This window comes from Mycolicibacterium neoaurum, from assembly GCF_036946495.1.
GTDB lineage: Bacteria > Actinomycetota > Actinomycetes > Mycobacteriales > Mycobacteriaceae > Mycobacterium > Mycobacterium neoaurum_B.
Map to the genome: position 1 here is coordinate 744038 of NZ_JAQIIX010000001.1, position 21457 is coordinate 765494.

A 21457-nucleotide genomic window follows, 5' to 3' on the forward strand; every position below is an offset into this window, starting at 1 on the left:
ACCGACGTCAGCGAGCGCGGGCCAGCAGACCCCGCGCGCGGTCCACGACCGGCTTGTCGACCATCTTTCCGTCCACCGCACACGCGCCACCGGCCGCCGCGGCAGTAACCACCCGTTCGGCCCAGCGCAGCTCGGAATCTGTCGGCGTGAAGCGCCGATTGACGGCGTGGACCTGCGCCGGGTGAATACACATCTTTCCGGTGAAACCCAGGATGGCCGCGTGTTCCAGATCGGCAGCCAGCCTGTCCCCTTCGGTCAGATCGGTGGTCACCCCGTCCAGCGGCGCCGCGCATCCGGCGACAGCCGACGCGAGCACCACCGCGCTACGCGCGTACTGCAATGCCGTGTGGCTGTCGGGGTCGACCCCGAGTTCGGCACCGAGGTCGACACTGCCGAAGGCGGCGCGAACCACCGAATCGGCACCGCACAGGGCCGCCGCACCCGCAACTCCCCGCCCGGTCTCGATCAACGGGATCAGGGCAGTGCCGGCAGGCAATACGGCGGACACCCTGTTCAGCTGGTCGACGCTGTGCGCCTTGGGAACCATGACCGCGCAGCGCCGCTGCGCCAGCGCCGCCAGATCATCTGCGCACCAAGAGGTGTCGGTGCCGTTGACCCGGACCACCACCTCGGCGCTACTGTCCAGGAAGGCCGACACGGCCACCCGCGCCGATTCCTTGGCCTCGACGGCGACGGCGTCCTCGAGATCGAGTATCACCAGGTCGGCGCCGCTGTCGAGTGCCTTGGCGAATCTGGCGGGGCGGTCTCCGGGAACGAACAGCGCACTGCGCGCGTGACCGATCCGCTCGGCGAGATCGGTCAGCTCAGCACCGCCGGTCGGTGTGCGGCCACGATCTTGTCCACGACGATCTTTGCCGTCTCGGCACATGCCGTGGTCCCGCCGTTGGCGTACTCCTTGACGCCGTCGCCGACATTCCACAGTCCGGTCAACGGGGTCTCATGTGTCAGGTCGTAACCGGCAACGGCGCGCTGCGGCGGCCAGTCGTCGCGGGTGACGGCGATGTTGAGGATGCGGGCCCGGTTGTCGAAATCCTCGATGTTGTCCCGCAAGTCCTGCAGCAGGAGCTCGGTTTCGGCTGCCTCGTCGAAGTCACCGGTCGGATTCTTGGGCACCGCGGTCCCGGCGTACAGATTCCACCCCGGCGGAGCCATCTCGGGGCAGACATCGGTGAAGTTGGAGACGTAGGCCAGTCTGCGCGATTTGGCGAAGCTCAGCATGCCGGGGACATCGACCAGGCGTTCCTGACTGGCGAAGTTGACCGTGATCATCGACGTGGGCCGGTCGGCCTTCTTCACCAGATCCTGGTAGTCCGGCGGCACGTTCTCCTCGCCCAACAGGGCGACGGTGCCCGCGGGCCCGATATCGCTGACCACGATCGGCGCATCGATGCGCACCGACTGCCCGTCACGACTCACCTCGATCCCGGTGACGGTGCCGCCATCGGCGGTGTGGATCTTCGTCACCGGTGTCGACAGCCAGATCTGCCCACCATTGTCGACCACCGCGTCGGCCAGTGCACGCCAGATGCCGATGGTGCCGTCGGGATGGAAGCCGAAGCGCTTGAAGGCACTCTTGCGGGTGAAGTAGGTCAGGAACACCCGGGCGGGCAGATCTTCGGAGCCGACAGCGAAGACCGAGGCACACATGTTGCGGAAGATGCCATGCACGCCTTCGTTCTTGGTGTACTTGGCCACCCAGTCCGCGGTCGACAGTTCATCTTCGGGCAGACCGGAATCATTGCGCGCGGCACCGATTCCCTTGACCAGTTTGGCCCCTTGGCGGGTGAGTTTGCCCAGCAGGAAACCCCAGCCGCCACCGGTGACATCGACGTCCTTGCCCGCGATGCGGTACAGGATCGGCGGCGAGGGCTCCCGGATGTCGAACCGGGCGCCCACCTCTCGGCAGGTTTCCTCGGTGATGCCGCCCACCTCGATCACGATGGCCCCGTTGTTCACCTTGAAGCCGTCGATATCGTCGGTGGAGGCCCGGCCACCCACCTTGTCGAGCCGTTCGACGACCAGCGTGCGGTAGCCGAGTTTGGTCAGGCGCGCGGCGGTGAACAGGCCGCCTGCGCCGGCGCCGATCACCACGGCATCGTATGTCTCGCCCGAAGTCGTCATGGTCCTACTCCTTGAAAGTCGTTGTGTTGCTGCGATGGTGGCCGGGTCAGTACGAACGCGGCAGTCCCAGCGAGGTCTGGGCAACGTAGTTGAGCACCATCTCGCGACTGACCGGTGCGGTGCGCATAAGCCGGGTGACGAACCACAGCTCCGAGAGGCCGTACTCGTGGGACAGCCCGTTACCGCCGTGGGTTTGGATCGCCTGGTCCAGTGCCTTCAGGGCGGCCTCGGATGCCGAGTACTTCGCGATGTTGGATGCCTCGCCAGCCGGCAAGCCGGCGTCGAATTGCTGTGCGCTCAGCGCCGTGGCCAGCCGGCTCAGCTCGACGGCGATGTGACTATCGGCCAACGGGTGGGCCACGCCCTGGTGTGCACCGATCGGTGTCGACCACACGTTGCGTTCCTTCGCGTAGGCCACCGCCTTGTCGATCGCATACCGACCGACGCCGCCACAGATCGCGCCGACCAGGATCCGCTCGGGATTGAGGCCGTCGAACACCTGCCGCAGACCGTTGCCGGCCTGACCGATCAATGCGTCCTCGCCCACCTCCACCTCGTCGAGGAAGACGGTGAACTGCTTGTCCGGAGACACGATCGAGGTGTCGATCTGCTGGATGCTGAAGCCCTTGGCGTCGGTGGGCACGACGAACAGTGACAGCTTGGACTTCTCCGGTGTCGAGTGATCGGCATCGCGCGCCACCAGCAGGACCGCCTCGCACTGGTCGACCGCGGAGATGTAGTACTTCGCACCGGAGATCACCCAACCGTCGGCCGTTTTGCGGGCCGTGGTCTTGACGTTGTGGCTGTTGGAGCCGGCATCGGGTTCGGTCAGGCCGAAGGCCATCTTCTGACTGCCGTCGGCGATGCCGGGCAACCAGCGCCGCTTCATATCATCCGAACCGTGGTGGGCCAGGATGGACCCACAGATCGCGGGCGAGATGACCCAGATCAGCATCGGCATACCGTGCGCGGCCAGTTCCTCGACCACCACCACGGCCTCGGCCATACCACCCCCGCCGCCGCCGTACTCCTCGGGCAGGTGCACGCCGAGCAGACCGGCCGCGCCGAGATCTTTCCACAGTTCCCCGATGTCCTCGCCCTTACGCCCGCGCTCCAAGAAGTATTGCGAGCCATAGCGTTCGGCGATGCCCGCGACGGTCTCCCGGATGGCGCGGTGTTCTTCGGTATCGGTGATCAAACCACTCATGTCATCGTCCTTGGAATGTCGGTGTCGTCTTGGCCGCAAACGCGGCGATGGCTGCCGCTGCGTCATCACTGCGACCGGTGTCCTTGGTCCCCTGCAGCTCTGCGGTCAGCTGCGTCCGTAGGTCGTTGTGCCAGCTGTCGCGCAGCAACGCACGCATCGTCGCGAAGGCCACGGTCGGTCCCGCTGCCAGTTCCGTGGCGACCTGGGTTGCCCGCGAACGCAGTTCGGCGGCGGGGACGATCTCGTTGACCAAACCCCACTGCAACGCTTCAACGGCGCTGATGGGTGTGTTGCGCAGGTAGGCCTGCGCGGCGCGACGCGGACCGATCAGCCGGGGCAGGTGATAGGTGCCGCCGCCGTCACCGGAGAGTCCGATCCCGGCGAAGGCGACCACGAACCTGCTGTCCTCGGCGGCCAGCACGATATCGGCGGCGTAGACGAAGCCCAGACCGCCGCCCGCCACCGGACCGTGCGCGGCGGCCACGATCGGCGCCTCGACCCGGCTCAAGATGTCGAAGCCCTCGTGATAGGGCCGGATCATCTTCTCGAACAACGTGTCGTACCCGGCACCGTTGCTCTCCAGGAAATACGAGATGTCGCCACCGACCGTCAGCGCCGGCCCGTTGCCACAGATCAGGACCGCACGCACCGAGCGATCCGACTGGATGCGGCGCGCGACCTCAAGGGTTTCCTGCCCCATCCGCAAATTGATGGCGTTGCGTTGATCGGGCCGGTTCAGGCACACGGTGGCCAGCCCGTTCTCGACGCGGTAGTCGATTGTCTGCAGCGCGCCGTTGCCCTCGAGCGCGGCACGCCAGGCGGCCGTATCGGTGAGTTGACGCAGCTCGGTGATCCGGCCGTCGTTGTCGAACGAGAGCACGTGCACGAAGGCGGCGTCCAACTCGGCCCCGGAACGACGACCGCTGCCCCGGTAGGTGCCGATGACCGTCAGCCCACCGTCGTTGTTGAGCCGGTGATCCTCGGCAACGGCCCGAGCCCGATAATGCGCACCGATGCGCCACCAGACCTGTGCACGCATGGCCTCGGCACCCTGATGGGTGCCGCCCATCTCCAACGGCATCCCTTCGGTGACGTGCCCGACAAATTCCGGCGACAGCAGCCGGTCGACGCTCTCAGCGTCACCCCGGGCGAGCGCATCGTAGAGCGCCTCGACAGCGGCGATACGGGAATCCTGAGCGGTATCAACCGACATAGCGCACGATCGATTCGATCACCGCGGCCGGCTTGGCCGCTCCGTCCACCTCGATGGTGGTGACCAGGGTGGCCTGCACCGCGCCGTCGAGCTTGTCCACCTCCGTGATCACCGAAGAAGCCCGCACCTTGGCGCCGACCGGCACCGGCGTGATGAACCGCACCTTGTTGAAGCCGTAGTTGATGGCCATCGCGATGTTGTCGACCCGGTAGAGCTCGTGCATGAACTTGGGCAGCAGCGACAGGGTCAGCAACCCGTGCGCGATGGTGCCACCGAACGGGCCGGAGGCCGCCCGCTCCGGGTCGACGTGGATCCACTGGTGATCATCGGTCGCCTGGGCGAAGTTGTTCACCCGATCCTGGTCGACGACCAGCCACTCGGTGGGACCCAATTCGGTGCCCGACGCGTTTTCGAACTCCGCCAGATTGCCAAAAGTCTTCATCGTGAACGCATTCCTTCCCTAAACCCGGATTCCCACCGGTTGACCCGCTTTGATCTGATCGAGGTACTCGGCCATCCCGTGGATGGGCGCGGCAGGCGCATCGCCATCGGTGACCGACCAGCGGATGGCGGCCTCGACGATGCGGGTACTGACCTCGCCGTCGGCGCTGCGATGTCGCAACGGCACGCTGGACAGTGCGTCGCCCTCGAAACGCCAGCGCCGCCCACCCGCGGCAATGGTCAGCTGGATGCGTTCCTGAAAGCCGTTGTCGTCGCGCTGCGTGGTGATCTCCACCTCATCGCAGGAGTGCACCTCGGCGCCGTCGAAGACGAAGCCGCCGACTCGTGACGACCCGTCGGTATCGCCGAAATATGCTGCCATGAAGCCGAATCGGTCTGCACTTCCGTGCAGCCAGCGATAGAACCATGGCGCCTGCCAAGACCGCGGTCCCCAGGAGTGATCTCGCAGGCCGTGCCCGCGGACCGGCCAACGCTGAGTCCCGATCACCACCTCTCCGGTGACCACGGCGAGCTGTTCGTAGTGATGGGGAGCAAACGACTGCCCCTGCGCCTCGAACGTCTGCTCGTGGGCCGGCGCCAGAGCCAGGAATTGCAGGGTGATTCGACAGTCCGCCTGCGGGCTGGAGTTCAATGCCGCCGAAGGGTCGCTCATCGCTGCTGGATCCGCGACCAGCCGGATGTCACCGTCGTAGCGCACGCGGACATCACGCAATGGTGTGACCACCTCGACGGACAGCCCACCGGCGTTCATCGCCTCGTTCGAGGTGACCTGCGGGCGCGCGTAGCCGAACGCGAGCCGACCGTCGGGCAGGTACAGGCAGATCGTCCGTTCGCCACGGCCCTCGTTGGGCCGGTTGGCCAGCCGCAGGAAGCCGGCGATGCCGGACTCGGGGTCGTGGAATTCGAAGTACATCGACTCGTTGAAATCCGAGTCGGAAGTGACCGCGTGGGTGTAGTCGTCGTCCAGAGTCAGCATGGCTTCGGCCGCGGCAGCCGAGTTGGCGCCGCTCGCCCCCTTCACATGGCGGGTTGAATATTTCGAATCGCGATGGCGGGCCGTAAATAGCCCACGAGCACGTGTGTTCACGACGCTAACACATTTTTCTAGTTTCTGTTAGATTTTTTCTGACGACGGGAGTTTCCAGAGATGAGCAGCATGCCCATGTCCGACACCGCACCAGCCGCCGCTGCGGCACCCCCGGTGATCGGGGTGCCGCTGCACATCACCCCGACCGTCGTCTGCATCGCATTACCGCTGCCCCTGCCCGACCTCCAGGTGGTCAACAGCTACGTCGTGCTCGGTGCTGACGGACTCACCCTCGTCGATCCCGGCTGGGCCTACCCACCGGCCGAGGCCGCGCTCACCGAGGCCCTGCTCCAGCTCGGATACGCCGTGACCGACGTCCGCCGGATCATCGTCACCCATCAGCACTGGGACCACTATTCGCTCGGGGTCCGCTGGCGTAACCGCTATGGCATGGAACTGCTGCTCGGCTCCGGTGAGCGGCACAGCCTGCAGGCCTTCGCACGGCAGCCCGACAGCGTGCACCCCGCCCAGGTCGGCATGCTTGCCAGGGCCGGGGCACCGGACCTGGCCCGCCGGATCGCCGCGCTCACGTGGGAGCCCCACGAGCTCGGCGTAGCCTTCGACGCGCCGGATCGCTGGCTGCACGACGGCGAAGTGCTGGCCCACGGCGACGTCACGCTGGTGGTCCGGGAAACTCCCGGGCACACGCGCGGGCATGTGGTGTTCGAGGATGCCGAACAACAACTCGTGTTCTCCGGCGATCACCTCCTGCCACGAATCACCCCCTCGATCGCTTTCGAGCGCGACCCCGAACCGTTGCCGTTGCGGTCCTACCTCGACTCGCTGACCCTGATGCTGAATCTGCCCGACGCGCGCATGCTGCCCGCCCACGGTCACACAGCCGGCCGGACCCGGCCGCGCGCTCAGGAGCTGATCGACCACCATCGGCAACGTCTGGACCGGGTATCCGAACTGGTCTGTGCGGGATACGGCACGGGCCTGGAGGTCGCCGAGCAGATGCGTTGGACCCGGCACGGACGGCGGCTGGTGGAGTTGGACGTCGTGCACCAAATGACCGCGGTGCTGGAGGTCGCGGCACACCTCGACGTACTGGCCGTCCGGGACGAGCTGAATGCGCGCGATCAGGACGGAGTTCGATTCTTCTCGCTGCCGTGATCTTCGGCGCCGATGCGCGCCATGACCTCTTGCACAAGGCGGAACTTCTGAATCTTGCCTGTCGGCGTCGTCGGTAGCTCGTCGGCGGAACAGAACACGACGCGCTTGGGCACCTTGAAGCGCGCCAGCGAGGTCCGGCACAGCTGGAGGACATCCTGCTCGGTGAGCTCGTGACCGGGTGCGGTGACGACGACGGCGCAACCGATCTCACCCCATCGGTCATCGGTGAGACCGATGGCGAAGGCCTGGCTGATTCCGGGATGAGCCGCCAGCACGTCCTCGATCTCTTTGGGCATCACCAATTCGCCACCGCTCTTGTACAGCTCCTTACTACGACCGGTGACCCGCAGGTAGCCGTCGGGACGGATATGGCCGAGATCGCCGGAATGCAGCCACCCCGAACGCAGTGTCGCGGCGGTCTCCACCGGGCGATTCCAGTACTCGAGCATCACCGTCGGCCCCGCCGAGAGCAGCTCTCCGTCGACGCCGGCCGGCACATCGCGCCCGGTATCCGGGTCGACCACCCGGTACACGACCAGTTCGGCTGACCCGGAAAGCCCAGCGGCTCCGGCCATCTTCGGCCTGCCGACGGTCTCCGAGGTCAGCACGAGATCGTCCTCGGGCCGGGTGAGCGTCATGGCGCCGCCGCATTCGGTCATCCCGTAGCCGGTGACGATCTCGTCGATACCGAACAGTTCGCGGACCTGGTGCCACAGCCAGATCGGTGCCGGAGCGGATCCGCACAGTAGTGCGCGCAGCGACGACAGGTCGAAGCGTTGGCGCACAGGGCTTTCCACCATCGCCACCGCCATGGTGGGAACGCACAGCATGTCGGTGGCCCGGTGCCGCTCGATCCCGGCGAAGTAGCCTTCGGCGGTGAACGACGGCAGCAGGATGACCGCCCCGCCGACGAACATGGCCGACAACAGGCCCTCGACGTAACCGAACATGTGATAGCAGGGCAGCGAGTAGAGAATCCGACGTCCGTCCTCATAGGCGCGGGTCAATGCCGACGCGTACGCGGTGCGCAGGACGGCGTCATGGGAAACCACCACTCCCTTGGGTGACCCCGTCGTGCCCGATGTGTAGAGCATGTCGCCGGGATCGCCAGGTGCCACCTCCGGCGTCGACGCCGACTGCGCCGCCCGGGCACATGCGGCCAGATCCGCGACCGTCATCGCCGTCGGACGAACGAGACCACCGGTGTCGAGCACGACCACCTGGCGCAGCGTCGGTACCGTGTCGGGGCGGTCTTCGCGCGCGGCGAAGCCGGTCTCATCCCATCCCGGGACGATGCCGTCGAGCATCTCCTGGTAGTCCAGGGCACCGAACTGCGTCATGGTGACCAGCACCCGACAGCCGGAATCGGCAAGGACGAAACCGAGTTCGGATTGCCGGTAGAGATAGTTGAACGGCACCGCGACGGCGCCGGCTCGGGCGATCGCGAACTTCACCGTGACGAATTCCGGGAAGTTGGCCATCACCATCCCGACCCGATCGCCGACGCCCACACCGAGGGCCATCAGCCCCGCCGCCAGCGCACGGGACTGTTCGGCGACATCGCGATATGTCAGCATGACCGAATCGGTGAGGACGAACGGCCGATCCGGATACCGGTCGGCGCAGCGATCCAGCCATTGGGCCAGCGTCACGGGTTGCCAGACCGGGAACCGCTCGGCCAGTGCGGTGCGACGCCGGCCCACCGCGACGGTAGCGCTCACAGCTCGGCCAGTTCATCGGCCAGCATGGCCTCACGCAGCGCGAAACGCTGCACCTTGCCCGTCGGCGTGATGGGAAACTCGCTGGTCACGAACCAGCGGGCGGGAATCTTGTAAGCGGGCATCCGCGCCCGTGCGTGCGCAATCAGCGCCTCGCGCAGACCTTCGGGCTCGGCGGTGTCGATGCGGCAGGCCACCGCCACGACCTCACCGAGCCGTTCGTCGGGAAGCGCCACCGCCACGACATCGAGTACATCGTCGTGCTCGGCGATGACCGTTTCGACCTCAGCGGGTGAAATGTTCTCGCCACCGCGAATGATCAGTTCCTTGAGCCGGCCCGTGACCCGTAGGTAGCCGCGGTCGTCGATTGAGCCCAGATCTCCGGTGCGCACGAACCCATCCGGGTCCAGTGCGCGCGCCGTCGCCGCCGGGTCGTGCAGGTACTCGATGAACTGCTGGTAACCGCGCGCGCAGATCTCGCCGACCTCGCCGGTGTTCAGCGTGGCACCGGTGTCAGGATCGATCACCTTGCAGTCCACATGCGGCAGTTGCCGACCCACAGTGGTCAACTTGTCCTCGCGGGTGTCTCCCGGACGTGTCAGTGACAGCACCGGGGCGAGTTCGGTCTGACCGTAGAGGTTGTAGACCTCGGCACCGAACACCGCGGCGGCACCGTCGATCAGCTCGCCGGATACCGCCGCCGCTCCCCCCATGATGACCCGAAGCGCCGGTGCCGGTGCGCTGCTCGCGCGCTGCGCGGCCAGCAGTGCATGCAGCACCGCCGGCACGTAGAAGAGCACCGTGACGTTCTCGCGGGCCAACGCTGCCAGCGCGTCGGCCGGGTCGAACCGTTCGCACAGCACCGCGGTGCCGCCCAGCCAGGCCGGCCCCAGGGTGGCGATCACACACCCCGCCGTATGGAACAGCGGTAACGGGTTGAAACACACCGAACCCGCCTCGACACCGCACGCCTGCATGGTCAACCGGGCGACGTTGACCAGTGCCCGGTGGGTCAGCAGCACCCCTTTGGGACGACCGGTGGTTCCCGATGTGTACTGCAGCATCACCGCGGAGTCCGCGCGAGCTGTACTGACCACCAGTTCACCAACCGGTGCCGTTGGCAACCACTGCACCCATTGCGACAGCGAGATACGGCGGATCCCCGGGATGTCGGCGCACACACGCTGTGCCACCGCGGCCATGTCGTAGTCCCGGCTGCGGTCGGCATGGATCAGCACCCGCGCACGACTGTGCCGCAACGCATAGTCCAGATCACCATCACGCAGTACCGGGTTGACCGCCACCAGGATCACGTCGGCGAGCGCGGCACCGTACTGAACAATGGTCCATTCCACAGTGTTCGGCGCCCAGAGCGCGACGTAATCACCCGGGTCGACGAGCACGCGTAGCGCCGCCGCCACCTGGCGCGCCTCTCGCAGCATATCGCCATAGCTGAGCCGGACCGTGTCATCGCGGCCGTGCCGAGTGCCCACCAGCGCCTCGGTGAGGGGGTACTCACCGGCGCGCACGGTCAACAACTCACCCACCGTCAGGTCGACCAACGGAGCGTCACGGTCACCGGCCCGAAAGGCCGGTGACCGACCGCTCAGGGGGCCGGCGATGACATCGGATGGCTCGGCCATGTGTCGATCAGACGGGGTTGCGACCGAGCGTGGCCTCGGACATATCGCTGATCTGTGACCACTGTGCGGCGATCTCGGCCAGGCTGGGCGGTGCGGAGAAGGTGACTCCGGGATTCTGGAACTGCGCCACTCGCTGCACCAGGCCGCCGCCGACCACGAACACCGAACCGGTATCGGTGTTCTCCTGCGAGACCAGGTAGCCGACCGCGGGAGCCACCAATTCGGGATTCAGCTTGTCCAGAAGCTCCTGCGGCGCAATGTCCTCGGTCATCCGGGTAGCGGCCAACGGCGCGATCGCGTTGGCCGTGATCGAGTATTTGGCACCCTCGATGGCCAGCGTGTTGATGAGTCCGACCAGGCCGGCCTTGGCGGCACCGTAATTGGCCTGACCGAAGTTCCCGTACAGGCCACTGGTCGAGGTCGCCACCACGATGCGGCCGAACTGCTGCTCGCGGAAATGCGGCCAGGCGGCCCGGATGACGTTGAATCCACCGTAGAGATGCACCTTTTGGACCGCATCCCAGCTTTCGCCGGACATCTTGTGGAACGCGCCGTCACGCAGGATTCCTGCGTTGCTGATCACGCCGTGCACGGCGCCGAACTCGTTCAACGCCGTCTCGATGATGGCCGCGGCACCCTGCTCGTCGGCGACCGAGTCGTAGTTGGCGACCGCGCGACCACCGGCGGCGCGAATCTCGGAGACCACGGTGTCGGCGGCCGCGGTGCCGGCGCCGGAGCCGTCGCGAGCGCCGCCGAGGTCGTTGACCACCACCAGTGCGCCGTTGGCGGCCAGGAATCGGGCGTAGGAACGCCCCAACCCGCCACCGGCACCCGTGACGACGACAACCTTGTCTTCAACACCCGACACGTGAACTCCTCCAGTACGTTTCATTTTCTCGAATCTACGTTAAAAATTGACCGAGGGTCAAGGTGCCTCAGGTACCGGGATCGCCGCGCTCAGCTCCGGTGGCGCCCGGGCTGGTCCGACACGATGGACACGAACGACACACAACCGCCGGGTCGGCCCCCGAGATTATGGGTCAGAGCGGTGTGCGGATCGTCGAGTTGGCGCTGGCCCGCCTCACCACGGAACTGCAGCCACGCCTCGTAGAGCATGCGTAGTCCACTGGCGCCCACCGGATGCCCGAACGACTTCAGCCCACCGTCGGGGTTGACCGGCAGTCGGCCACCGGCATCGAAATCACCGCCCAGCGCGTCCTTCCACGCGTGACCGGTCTCGGAGAAGCCGAGATCCTCCATCAACACCAGCTCGGTCGGGGTAAAGCAGTCGTGCACCTCGGCCAGCGACAACTGCTGCGCAGGTCGGTCGATACCGGCTTGGGCATAAGCATCTTTGGCCGCCTTCACCACCTCGGGAAATGTGGTGTAGTCATAGGCCGGATCCACATAGCCCCGCACCGATCCCGCCACCAGGGACAATCCCTCGATGTACATCGGCCGGTCGGTGAATTCGTGCGCGCGATCCGCAGGCACCAACAGCGCACACGCGGCACCATCGGATACGCCCGAGCAATCGAACACGCCGAGCCGGCCCGCCACCTTCGGCGCATTCTCGATGGTCTCGCGCGCAACCGGAGACCGGAACTGCGCCTTGGGATTACGGGTACCGTTGTCGTGGTTCTTCCAGGCGACGTGGGTCATGGCGGCACGCATCTCGTCGGGATGCACACCGTAGCGATCGCAATAGGCGGGGTCGAGCAGCGAAAAGGCCGCCGGAGCCGTCATCGAGATCTCCGGCGCCGTGCCGTCACCTGGCGGATCTTGGCGCAGCAGCCCGGAGTATCCCGAATCCTTGAGCTTTTCGACGCCCACCGCCATCACGATGTCGTAGGCACCCGCCGCGACGGCGTAGGCGGCGTTGCGAAACGCCTCCGAGCCGGTGGCACAGAAGTTCTCCACCCTGGTCACGGGCTTGTCGTCACTGCCGATCGCCCGACTCAGCGTCAGCCCGCCGAGGCCGGAACTCAACGTGCCGAGCCAGTAGGCGTCCACATCCTCGCGCGCCACGCCGGGCAGACCCGAGAGGCATTCCTGGTAGGCCTCCAGGATCAGATCCTCGGTGGAACAGTCCCAGCGCTCACCGAAGCTGCTGCACCCCATGGCCACCACCGCAACCTTGCCGGAGATCCCGTTACTGGGCATCGACCTGCACCGCCTTCCAGAAGTAATCGTGTACTCCACCGGCGGTGAACAGCCTGCGGAAGGTGAACCGCACCCGCGTGCCGACGGCCAACTCATCGGGACGCGCATCGGCGACCTCCAGCGTGCAGCGGCCGCCGCCGTCGATGTCGATGACGGCCTGCACCATCGGAGGCGACGGCGAGAACGCCAGCCGGTCCACCGTGTAGGTCACCACGGTCCCGGCCAGATCACGGACGGCCACCTCGGCCATCTCGTCGGTGACCTGACACTGCCTGCACACCCGCTGCGGCGGAAGGTGAACGAAACCGCATTCATTGCAACATGATCCGACGAGTCCGAACTTCCATTGCCGAGCCCGGCCGGCGGGCGGCGCCGCCGGGCGATCCGGTTCCGGCCGACGCGGGGCCTCCCGCTCGACCAGACCGCGCCACGACAGGTAGGTCAGGTACTCGACGGCCGAACCGGCTGCACGCTGCGCACTCAGCGGTCGCGACTGGCGGTGCCGGCCGAGTGCGGTGGTGGCCGCGAACACCACGGCATCACACCCGTCGGCGGCGGAGACGACCATGATGGTGTCCCCCGCCTCGGCGATGTCGAGTACCCCGGCCAGAGCGATGAACGGGTCGGCGGCACCACTGTGACCGATCGGCGAGCTCGACACCGACTTCTGGCCCTTGATCAACGTGGCTGCCCGCTTGAGGACCGCGGTGTTCGGGCAGGTGAGGACCACATGGTCGATATCGGCACACCCCGCGGCCGCCAGGGCCGCACTCGCGGTGTCGCGGATCAACTCCGCATAGAGCTCGGCGCCGAACCGCTCCTCCCAGAGCTGACCGGTGACCTCGTCGGGGCTGCGCCACCGATCCAGGAATTCCGCCGTGCTCGAACGGATCGCCAACACCTCGGCAATCGGATCGTGGCCACCGAACCACAGGGCCGCAGCACCGTCTCCGCCGGACTTCTCGTCGGCCGAGCCCGGCTTGCCCACCCGGACATCGGCGGCGACCACCAGGCCGCCCTCGCGGGCTGCCGCGCGCAGACCGGCCATCGCGCTGCGCGCGGTCCCGCACAGGTCGGCGGTGAACACCTCGGCGGGAAGGCCCAGTGCCGCATGGACGGCGGTGGCGTTGGTCTTGTCTGCATAGGCGGGGGTGCTGGTGGCCAGGTACAGCGCGTCCGGCACGACGTCGGAGGGCAACGCCCGAGCGGCCGCGGCGACGGCCATGGTCGTCGAATCCTCGTCGTAGGACGCCACGACGCGGTCACCACGGCGCAGTCCGATGGACGAACCCGCCAGCCGATGGTGCGGAAGGTAGCTCGCGTACCCGCACAGCCCGATCGTCACGAGACACCCTCGAATACCGCCGCCAGGCCCTGGCCGCCACCGATACACATCGTCTCCAACCCGAGGCCGCCCCCGCGCCTGCCCAGTTCATGCAGCATCGTGGTCATGATCCGGACCCCGGTGGCTCCGATCGGATGACCGAGCGATATCCCGGAACCGTTGACGTTCAAGCGATCCTCGACATCGGCCGGGCTCACGCCCCACCCGGCCAGCACCGCGAGCACCTGCACGGCGAAGGCCTCGTTGATCTCGATCAAGGCCAGATCGTCGAATGACAGACCCGTCCTGGCGAACAGCTTCTCGGTGGCGCCTACCGGCCCGATCCCCATCCGGGAGGGCTCACACCCCACGGCGGCCCAGCCACGCAGATATCCCAGCGGCTGCAGCCCGAGTTCGTCGAGCCGGTCCTCGGCGACGACCAGACAGGCCGCGGCGGCATCGTTCTGCTGACTGGAATTGCCTGCGGTGACGGTGCCACCGGGGGTGATGGTGCGCAGCCGGGCGAGGGTTTCGACCGTGGTATCGGGTCGGATGCCCTCGTCCGCGGCGAACAGCTGCGGTTCACCGCGGCGGGCAGGCACCTCGATCGCGACCGTCTCCGCGTCGAACAACCCGTCCTTGTGGGCCGCGGCGGCGCGCTGATGGCTGCGGGCGGCAAACGCGTCGGCCTGCTCGCGGGTGATCCGGTAATCCGTGGCGAGGTTCTCCGCGGTCTCGATCATCCCGCTGATGGCGCCGAATCGCCATTCCGGCTGCGAACGTTCACGACCGCGGTCGAGACGGTCGTAGAGCATCTGGTTGCCTGCGCGCGATCCCCAGCGTGCCGACGTGGTGTAGTGCTCGATATTGCTCATCGATTCGACCCCACCGGCGAGCACCACGTCCGCGGCACCGGTCTGCACCGTCATCGCGGCGGTGATGACAGCCTGCAGCCCACCGCCACAGCGCCGGTCGATCTGCAGGCCGGACACCCCGATCGGGAGGCCGGCGTGCAACGCCGCCCACCTGCCGATACACGGTGCCTCGGAGTTGGCATAGGACTGCGCGAACACGACATCCTCGATGCGTTCGGGATCGACCCCACTGCGGTCCACGGCGGCCTTGATCACCTGTGCGGCAAGGTCTTCGGCTCGCATCGGGCGCAGACTCCCCCCGAAGGTGCCGACCGGGGTCCGCACCGGGGCGACGATGGCGGCGCGCCTCACTGGTCACCGCGCCAACGGTCGGCGGACGGATCCAACAGGCTGTTGAGCCGCTCGTCGGGCAACCAGACGATGGTCTCCAGTTCCAGGGCATCTAGGAAACGCACCCGGCCGGTGCGCAGGTCCTGCACCCGCAGCCGCGGCGAGTTGGCGGTGTCGTCGATACTGACCGCGACCTGTGCGAACTCGCTTCCGACCACCGCACCGGCACCCTCGACGTGCACGGGTGCCGTCGGATCGAACTCAATACTCATGCTGTTCCTCAGATCAGAAAGCTCAGGGTGGGGATCGGCTTGTCGGCGTCGACGAGCTGGACCAGCTTGTAGGACAACTTCAGTTCCGCGCCGTCACGGCGCAGTCGATAGGTGGTCCGGCCGCCCCAGATGTGATTACCGCGCGGCCGGGACTCCACGACCAGGAAGTTGGCACCGACCTCGAGATCGACACCGCCATGCGCATTGGCCCGGCCACCGAGCAGTTCGATGTTGGAGATCAGACGACGCAGATGCGACGGTGGGGCCTGGGCATAGCGACGTCCGGTGCGAACCTGCTTGAGCCGGGTCGAGATCCGGCTGCGATTGTCGAAAATGATCGACATCTGCCGGGATGGGTCGCCGGCCACGGTATCGGCGGGCACCCAGTACAGCGCATCGTCGGTCCACAGGGCTTCCCACGCGTCGTAGTCGTTCTCGTCGGCGTGCCGGGCCTCGCGGTAGATGAACTGCTCGACCTCGGCACGGTCGAAGCCGTCGGGCACCGCCAGCAAGTCCTTGCCCTGATTCACGGACGTCGTCACGGCTAGTTCCTCTCCATCAACGTCTTGTAATGCGACCAGAAACCGCGCATACCGGTTTCGTCGGTGTTGGTGCCGATGGTGAAGCCGTTCTCGTCGACCCGCTCCCGGTTCATTCCCCGCCGCACGTCGAGCCACTCCGGACTCAGCGCCGCGATGCCCTCCTGATTGCGTTCGTACATCTCGGTATCGTCGGCCAGCAGCATGCCTGCCGGCCCGACGGATCCGATGCACTGGGACACCATGCGCCGGTTCAGTTCCGGTGCGCCGGCCAACTGGACCGCGGTGGCGTACTGGACACATTCGTCGACGGAGACGGGCTGGATGTTGAATACCTGGATCTCGGCAATGAACAGGTTCGGGAAGATCATCACGTGCGGCGCACCCTCGATCAGGATCCGTTCGGCATCCGCACCGTGGGTGGCCCGCATCGCCGCGACGTAGTCGGGCACCCGTGACTCCGTGGTGCCGAACCACCGCATGGGCTGGGCATACTTGCGGAACTCCGGGCGCAGGTCGTTCTCGCTGTGCCCGTTGCCGAGATCGCGTGTCACCGCGGTCGACGAATCGCTGTAGAGCGGACCGATGGTGCTGCCGGTCACCCCGAAGATGGACCCGTGCACGAACTGCGGGTGGTAGCCGTCGGTTTCGTTCTCGGCGAGCAACTTCCAATTGGCACGCGCCTTGTGCTGCAGCCAGCCGGCGGTCAGCTCGACGCGGCCCTGTGGAGACAACCGGGTCAGCCGGTCGATCTCACCGGCGGCGGCTCCGAGGTGTTCGACCAGGGACGGGCCGTCGGGCGCGAAGCTGCCGAAGACGAAGCCACCATAGGAGTCCACCCGGGGAACCCGACCCATGGCCAGGTCGAGCTTGCGGCCACCGTAGCCCTTGAAGAACGGGAATCCGATCAGATCGCCGTCATTGCGGAACGTCCAGCCGTGGTACGGGCACCGGAAGGTGCTCGAGTTGCCTTTGGCATCGTCACACACCTGGTTGCCGCGGTGCGCACACCGGTTGAGCAGCAGATGGATCTGGCCATCGCGGTCGCGGGTCATGATGACATCCTGCGGACCGAGCTTCTTGCGCACATAGTCGTTGGGTTGTGCCACTTCGCTCTCGTGACCGACGAAAACCCATGTCCGATACCAGATCTTCTCCAACTCCTCGGCGAAGATCGACGGATCGGTGTAGAGGCTGCCGTGCACCTTCTCCGGCCGGATCAGGCGCTCGTACCGGCTGGCTGTCCCCGCGCCGGCGTCGACGACAGAAGTCGTGGGAGGTGTCATTGGTGGGCTCCTTGCCGAGATCCGAACGATGGGCGCCGCTTCTGCGCGAACGCGGTGATACCTTCTGCGAAATCCGCACTGCCGAAAAGCTTTGCCTGGTGTGCGGCCTCATGGTCGAGGACCTCGACAGGCGGCAGGGTGGGCGCGACGGCCAGCAGTTCCTTGATCACGCCGTAGGCCTGCGCGGGACCGGCGGCCAACCGTTGCGCGTCCGCGCGCGCGACGGCCAGCGCCGCGCCGGGATCGGTGAGGGCATCGACCAAGCCCCAGGGCTGGGCGGTCTCCGCGGTCACCGGCTCGGGCATCAGCAGCATCTGGCGGGCGCGGGCGACACCGACCCGGCGCGGTAGCGAGGCATAGGCGCCCATGTCGCCGGCCAACCCGACATTGGTGAAGGTGGTGGCAAATCGCGCATCGCGGGCGGCGATCACCCGGTCGCATGCGGCCGCCAGCGCCGCACCGGCACCGAAGGCGGCACCCTCCACCGCGGCGATGACGGGTTTGGGTGTGTTCCAGATCGCCCGGATGACACGTTGGGCCATCTGAGCCCGCTCCATGGCCTCGGTCTCGGACATGAGCTTCATCGTGGAGATATCACCGCCGGAGCAGAATGTGCTGCCCGCACCAGTCAACACGATGACCCGCACCTGCGGGTCGGCATCGGCGGCCTCCAGCGCGTCGGCGAGCTCCAGGCGCAACGGAATGTCGATGGCGTTGCGCACCTCGGGCCTGTTGAGGGTCAGGACGCGCACGGCGCCGTCGTCTTCGACGAGGACGTTCATCGTCCGACGAACTTCGGTGTGCGGCGCTCGATCACGGCGCGTAGCCCCTCAAGAGCGTCCGCGGTCCCTGACAATTCGGACACGGTGCGTGATTCCTCGGGAAGACGCTCCTCGATGGAGGCGCCCACCCCCGACCACACGAGGCGCTTGGTGGCAGAGAGCGCGAGGGTGGGCATCGCGGCCAGCTCGGCGGCGATCGCGTCGGTGCGGGTGACCAACTCGTCGTCGGGAACCACCTCGGTGATCAGACCGATATCGGCGGCTTCCTGGGCGCTCAGCGTCGGATTCGTCAACAGGATGCGCAGGGCCTGGCGCAACCCGACCAGTTGAGCCAGCGTGACCGACGAACCGCCGTCGGGGGCCATACCGACCCGCACCGCACCGGAGAAGAACTTCGCCGAGCGAGCGGCGACGACAATATCGGATGCGCACACCAGCCCGAGGCCGCCACCTCCGGCGGCGAATCCCTGTACCGCGGTGACCACCGGTACCCGGAGCTGGAACAGGGCGGCGGTGGCCAGCTGCAACCAGGCCGTCGCCTCGCGCAGGTAATCCGGCAGCCCCTCCCCCTTGGACTCGAAGGTGTGCACGTCACCACCGGCGCAGAAGTTGCGTCCCGCACCCGAGAGCAGCACCACCTTGACGGCCGGATCGGCATGGCAGGCCAGCACCTCGGCGTGCAGTGCCTTGAGTGTGTCGACGTTCAGGCCGTTGGCGATGTGCGGGCTGTTGAGTCGTAGCCGGGCGATACCGTCGGCGCCCACCTCCCGCAACACCGGGGCAGTACTGGTCTCGCTCATGTGGTCTCCCTGTTCTTGAACGCCGACACACCGGCCTGTCCGGCCGATCCGCTCAGTCGTGCGACGACGGCATCAGTTTCGAGGCGATTGGCGGCGGCGAGATCGGTGTCCAACCCCGCCACGACGAGTTCCTTGATGGCGGTCAGGGCCGAGCGGTCTCGGCCCGCGAGCCGGGCGGCGAAGGCCTGCACCGAATCGTGGAACACCTCGGGTGCGAATGCCCGGTAGGCGAGCCCGATCCGCACCGCATCGGTCCCGCTGAACTTGTCACCGGAGAGCAGCAATCCCAGGGCCTGCTGTCGACCGAGGATGCGCGGCAGCCGTGCAGTGCTGCCCCCGCCGGGGATCATGCCGAAGTTGACGTGGTTGTCCGCGATCCGCGCCTGCTCGCAGACCAGCACGATATCGGCGGCCTGCATCAGTTCGAATCCGCCGGCCATCGCGACACCGTCCACCGCGGCCACCACCGGGACCGGCAGTCCGGCGATGACATCGCAGGCATCCTTGAACGTGGTGAACAGCGTGCGCAACGCTTCGGGCCCGTCTGCCCTAAGCCGCTGCACCTCGTCGAAATCGCCTCCAGCGCAGAAATTTCCACCCGAGCCACGAATGATCACGGCGTGCACATCCGTGCGCTGCCCCAGACTGGTCAACGCGGCGCCCAGCGCCCGTGCCAAGGCCACGTTGACGGCGTTCATCCGGTCGGGGCGGTTCAGCGTGATCCAGCCGATGTGCTCGCGGACCTCGACGAGCACCTCGGCATCGTTCACGTCGGGATCGTCTACTTCGGCAGCACCGTATGCGTTCACATGTATCTCCCGCCGCCGACCTCGATCACCGTGCCGGTGATGTAGCTGGACAGGCTTGAGCCGAGGAAGACCACCGCCCCGGCCACCTCACCGGGTTCGCCGGCCCGTTTCATCGGGACGTCGGCCTCGCGCTGGGCGAACACCTCCGGTGGCATGGCCGCGGTCATGGGCGTACGGATGAGCCCGGGTTGGATGGCGTTGACCCGCACGTTGTGGTGGGCAACCTCCTTGGCCGCGGCTTTGGTCAGACCGACGATGCCCGCCTTCGCGGCGCTGTAGTTGGTCTGTCCAGGATTTCCCGATTTCCCGGACAGCGAGGAGATGTTGACGATGCTGCCGGACTTCTGTTCCCGCATCACCGCCGAGGCTTCCCGGATACCGAGCCAGGTGCCGCGCAGGTGCACGGTGATGACGGCGTCGAAGTCGGACACCTGCATCTTCTTCAGCGAGGCATCACGGGTTATCCCGGCGTTGTTGACGAAGATGTCGAGTCGGCCGTAGTGGTCGACCGTGCCGGACACCAGGTCGCGCACGGCATCCTCGGAGGTGACATCGCAGGCGACGCCGCGGCAGTCGCCGGCAGGTCCCGCCACCTCGGTGACCGCCCGCGCGGCCGCGGTCTCGTCGAGGTCGGCGAACACCACCCGGGCACCGTGCTCGTACAACGTTCGCCCGATCTCCAACCCGATACCCTGCGCGGCACCGGTCACCACGGCGACCTTGTCCTGGAGCAGACTTTCCACCCGGAATCTCCCATCGCACGAGGCATAGACAAATCTAACCGAAATTTCTAATCTAGGTTAAATCAATTGGTCGGACGGTTTCAACCATGGGGCCACCGAGAAGGGATCGACATGGATCTGGGACTGTCGGGGGCTCGCGTCGTCATCACCGGAGGCGCGTCCAACATCGGGCGCGGCATCGTTCACGAATTCGCCGCCGAGGGTGCACGCATCGTGCTCAATGACATCGACGCACCGCAGGCTGACAAGGTCCGGGCCGAAGCGCTGGCACGCGGTGCCGCCGAAGTAGAGCTCGCCATCGAAGACCTGACAGTCGACGGTGCCGCCGAACGCACCGTCGAAGCCGCGGTCTCGCGATGGGGCGGCGTCGACGTCCTGGTCAACAATGCCGGGTGGAGTGTGCCCGGGTTCGTGGCCAGCGATACCGACCGGCAAAAATGGCAGCGCACCATCGAGATCAACTTCTTCAGCGCCGTGGCCGCCACCCAGGCCGCCATCGCGGCCATGAAGGATGCCGGAGGCGGTTCGATTGTCTTCATCTCCAGCGACGCCGCCTTCGGCCAGATCCGCCAAGGCATCTACGGCGCGTCGAAAGCGGCCATGGTCGCCTTCGCGCGCACCACGGCGCGTGAACACGGCCGCCACGGAATCCGCTCGAACATCGTCTGTCCGGGCCTGGTGATGCCGGAGGGCCCTGAGGCGGTCGGGGCCGCCAGCCTCTGGGCGGTCGGCCAGGACGAGGTGTTCAACCCCAAGCAGATCGACTTCATGCTCAAGGACACCCCGATGCGCCAACTCACCACAGCCGAAGACGTCGCGCGCGCGGTGCTGTGGTTCGCCTCTCCCACCGCCGCCCGCCAGGTCACCGGTCAGATGATCTCGGTCAGCGGCGGATACACGATGCCGTGACCACCGGCAGGCGAGCGGCCGGGCGCCGCTGATCTCA

21 protein-coding genes are annotated in these 21457 nt (G+C 66.7%); 2 read left to right on the forward strand and 19 right to left on the reverse strand.

What is annotated here, in order from left to right:
• Nucleotides 1-7: 7 nt before the first annotated feature.
• From PGN27_RS03445 to PGN27_RS03470, 6 genes are read right to left on the reverse strand one after another with little or no spacing between them, the layout of a single operon-like run.
• Nucleotides 8-823 carry an HpcH/HpaI aldolase/citrate lyase family protein gene (locus tag PGN27_RS03445; protein ID WP_418888548.1) on the reverse strand — a complete coding sequence of 272 codons (816 nt, stop codon included), beginning with the start codon at nt 821-823 and terminating at the stop codon, nt 8-10.
• On the reverse strand, nt 820-2142 hold the full coding sequence (locus tag PGN27_RS03450; RefSeq protein WP_335324840.1) for a phytoene desaturase family protein: 1323 nt from the start codon (nt 2140-2142) through the stop codon (nt 820-822). The genes PGN27_RS03445 and PGN27_RS03450 overlap by 4 nt, the downstream gene beginning before the upstream one ends.
• A gap of 46 nt (nt 2143-2188) precedes the next feature.
• A complete protein-coding gene (locus PGN27_RS03455) occupies nt 2189-3349 on the reverse strand; it encodes an acyl-CoA dehydrogenase family protein (protein ID WP_335324841.1) in 1161 nt (386 codons plus the stop codon).
• Between the two features lies 1 nt (nt 3350).
• Nucleotides 3351-4562: an enoyl-CoA hydratase-related protein gene (locus PGN27_RS03460; protein ID WP_335324842.1), complete on the reverse strand. Its 1212-nt coding sequence runs from the start codon at nt 4560-4562 to the stop codon at nt 3351-3353.
• Nucleotides 4552-5004 (reverse strand): MaoC family dehydratase, encoded by a 453-nt coding sequence (locus PGN27_RS03465; RefSeq protein WP_335324843.1) that lies wholly within the window; start codon nt 5002-5004, stop codon nt 4552-4554. Before PGN27_RS03465 ends, PGN27_RS03460 begins: the two co-directional genes overlap by 11 nt.
• A gap of 18 nt (nt 5005-5022) precedes the next feature.
• Nucleotides 5023-6045: a DUF7064 domain-containing protein gene (locus tag PGN27_RS03470; RefSeq protein ID WP_335324844.1), complete on the reverse strand. Its 1023-nt coding sequence runs from the start codon at nt 6043-6045 to the stop codon at nt 5023-5025.
• Between the two features lie 141 nt (nt 6046-6186).
• On the opposite strand from PGN27_RS03470, the gene PGN27_RS03475 reads away from it, so the two are divergent.
• Nucleotides 6187-7227, forward strand: coding sequence for an MBL fold metallo-hydrolase (locus PGN27_RS03475; protein ID WP_335324845.1), 1041 nt, complete (start codon nt 6187-6189; stop codon nt 7225-7227).
• Here the strand turns inward: PGN27_RS03475 and PGN27_RS03480 are convergent.
• From PGN27_RS03480 to fabG, 13 genes are all read right to left on the reverse strand, one after another.
• Nucleotides 7194-8948 (reverse strand): class I adenylate-forming enzyme family protein, encoded by a 1755-nt coding sequence (locus PGN27_RS03480; protein WP_335324846.1) that lies wholly within the window; start codon nt 8946-8948, stop codon nt 7194-7196. The genes PGN27_RS03475 and PGN27_RS03480 overlap by 34 nt on opposite strands.
• Nucleotides 8945-10588, reverse strand: coding sequence for a class I adenylate-forming enzyme family protein (locus PGN27_RS03485; protein WP_335324847.1), 1644 nt, complete (start codon nt 10586-10588; stop codon nt 8945-8947). Before PGN27_RS03485 ends, PGN27_RS03480 begins: the two co-directional genes overlap by 4 nt.
• 7 nt (nt 10589-10595) lie before the next feature.
• The gene (locus tag PGN27_RS03490) at nt 10596-11456 is read right to left on the reverse strand and encodes an SDR family NAD(P)-dependent oxidoreductase (RefSeq protein WP_335324848.1); all 861 of its coding nucleotides are present in this window, start codon (nt 11454-11456) and stop codon (nt 10596-10598) included.
• 89 nt (nt 11457-11545) lie between these two features.
• On the reverse strand, nt 11546-12751 hold the full coding sequence (locus PGN27_RS03495; protein WP_335324849.1) for an acetyl-CoA acetyltransferase: 1206 nt from the start codon (nt 12749-12751) through the stop codon (nt 11546-11548).
• Nucleotides 12741-14096: an OB-fold domain-containing protein gene (locus tag PGN27_RS03500; protein ID WP_335324850.1), complete on the reverse strand. Its 1356-nt coding sequence runs from the start codon at nt 14094-14096 to the stop codon at nt 12741-12743. The genes PGN27_RS03495 and PGN27_RS03500 overlap by 11 nt, the downstream gene beginning before the upstream one ends.
• On the reverse strand, nt 14093-15301 hold the full coding sequence (locus PGN27_RS03505; RefSeq protein WP_335324851.1) for an acetyl-CoA C-acetyltransferase: 1209 nt from the start codon (nt 15299-15301) through the stop codon (nt 14093-14095). Before PGN27_RS03505 ends, PGN27_RS03500 begins: the two co-directional genes overlap by 4 nt.
• The gene (locus PGN27_RS03510; RefSeq protein ID WP_019509844.1) at nt 15298-15552 is read right to left on the reverse strand and encodes a hypothetical protein; all 255 of its coding nucleotides are present in this window, start codon (nt 15550-15552) and stop codon (nt 15298-15300) included. Before PGN27_RS03510 ends, PGN27_RS03505 begins: the two co-directional genes overlap by 4 nt.
• A gap of 8 nt (nt 15553-15560) precedes the next feature.
• A complete protein-coding gene (locus tag PGN27_RS03515; protein ID WP_335325213.1) occupies nt 15561-16082 on the reverse strand; it encodes an aromatic-ring-hydroxylating dioxygenase subunit beta in 522 nt (173 codons plus the stop codon).
• A gap of 14 nt (nt 16083-16096) precedes the next feature.
• Nucleotides 16097-17377 (reverse strand): aromatic ring-hydroxylating oxygenase subunit alpha, encoded by a 1281-nt coding sequence (locus tag PGN27_RS03520; RefSeq protein WP_302777228.1) that lies wholly within the window; start codon nt 17375-17377, stop codon nt 16097-16099.
• The gene (locus PGN27_RS03525; protein WP_335324852.1) at nt 17374-18159 is read right to left on the reverse strand and encodes an enoyl-CoA hydratase/isomerase family protein; all 786 of its coding nucleotides are present in this window, start codon (nt 18157-18159) and stop codon (nt 17374-17376) included. The genes PGN27_RS03520 and PGN27_RS03525 overlap by 4 nt, the downstream gene beginning before the upstream one ends.
• Nucleotides 18156-18959: an enoyl-CoA hydratase/isomerase family protein gene (locus tag PGN27_RS03530; protein ID WP_236436495.1), complete on the reverse strand. Its 804-nt coding sequence runs from the start codon at nt 18957-18959 to the stop codon at nt 18156-18158. The genes PGN27_RS03525 and PGN27_RS03530 overlap by 4 nt, the downstream gene beginning before the upstream one ends.
• Entirely contained in the window at nt 18956-19714 is a 759-nt protein-coding gene (locus PGN27_RS03535; protein ID WP_335325214.1) for an enoyl-CoA hydratase/isomerase family protein, read from the reverse strand. The genes PGN27_RS03530 and PGN27_RS03535 overlap by 4 nt, the downstream gene beginning before the upstream one ends.
• A 50-nt stretch (nt 19715-19764) precedes the next feature.
• Nucleotides 19765-20511, reverse strand: coding sequence for a 3-oxoacyl-ACP reductase FabG (fabG, locus tag PGN27_RS03540; protein ID WP_335324853.1), 747 nt, complete (start codon nt 20509-20511; stop codon nt 19765-19767).
• Nucleotides 20512-20622: 111 nt separating this feature from the next.
• Here fabG and PGN27_RS03545 point away from each other — a divergent pair, with 111 nt between their 5' ends.
• Complete coding sequence (locus tag PGN27_RS03545) at nt 20623-21420, forward strand: SDR family NAD(P)-dependent oxidoreductase (RefSeq protein ID WP_335324854.1); 798 nt, start codon at nt 20623-20625, stop codon at nt 21418-21420.
• The last annotated feature ends 37 nt before the right edge of the window (nt 21421-21457 follow it).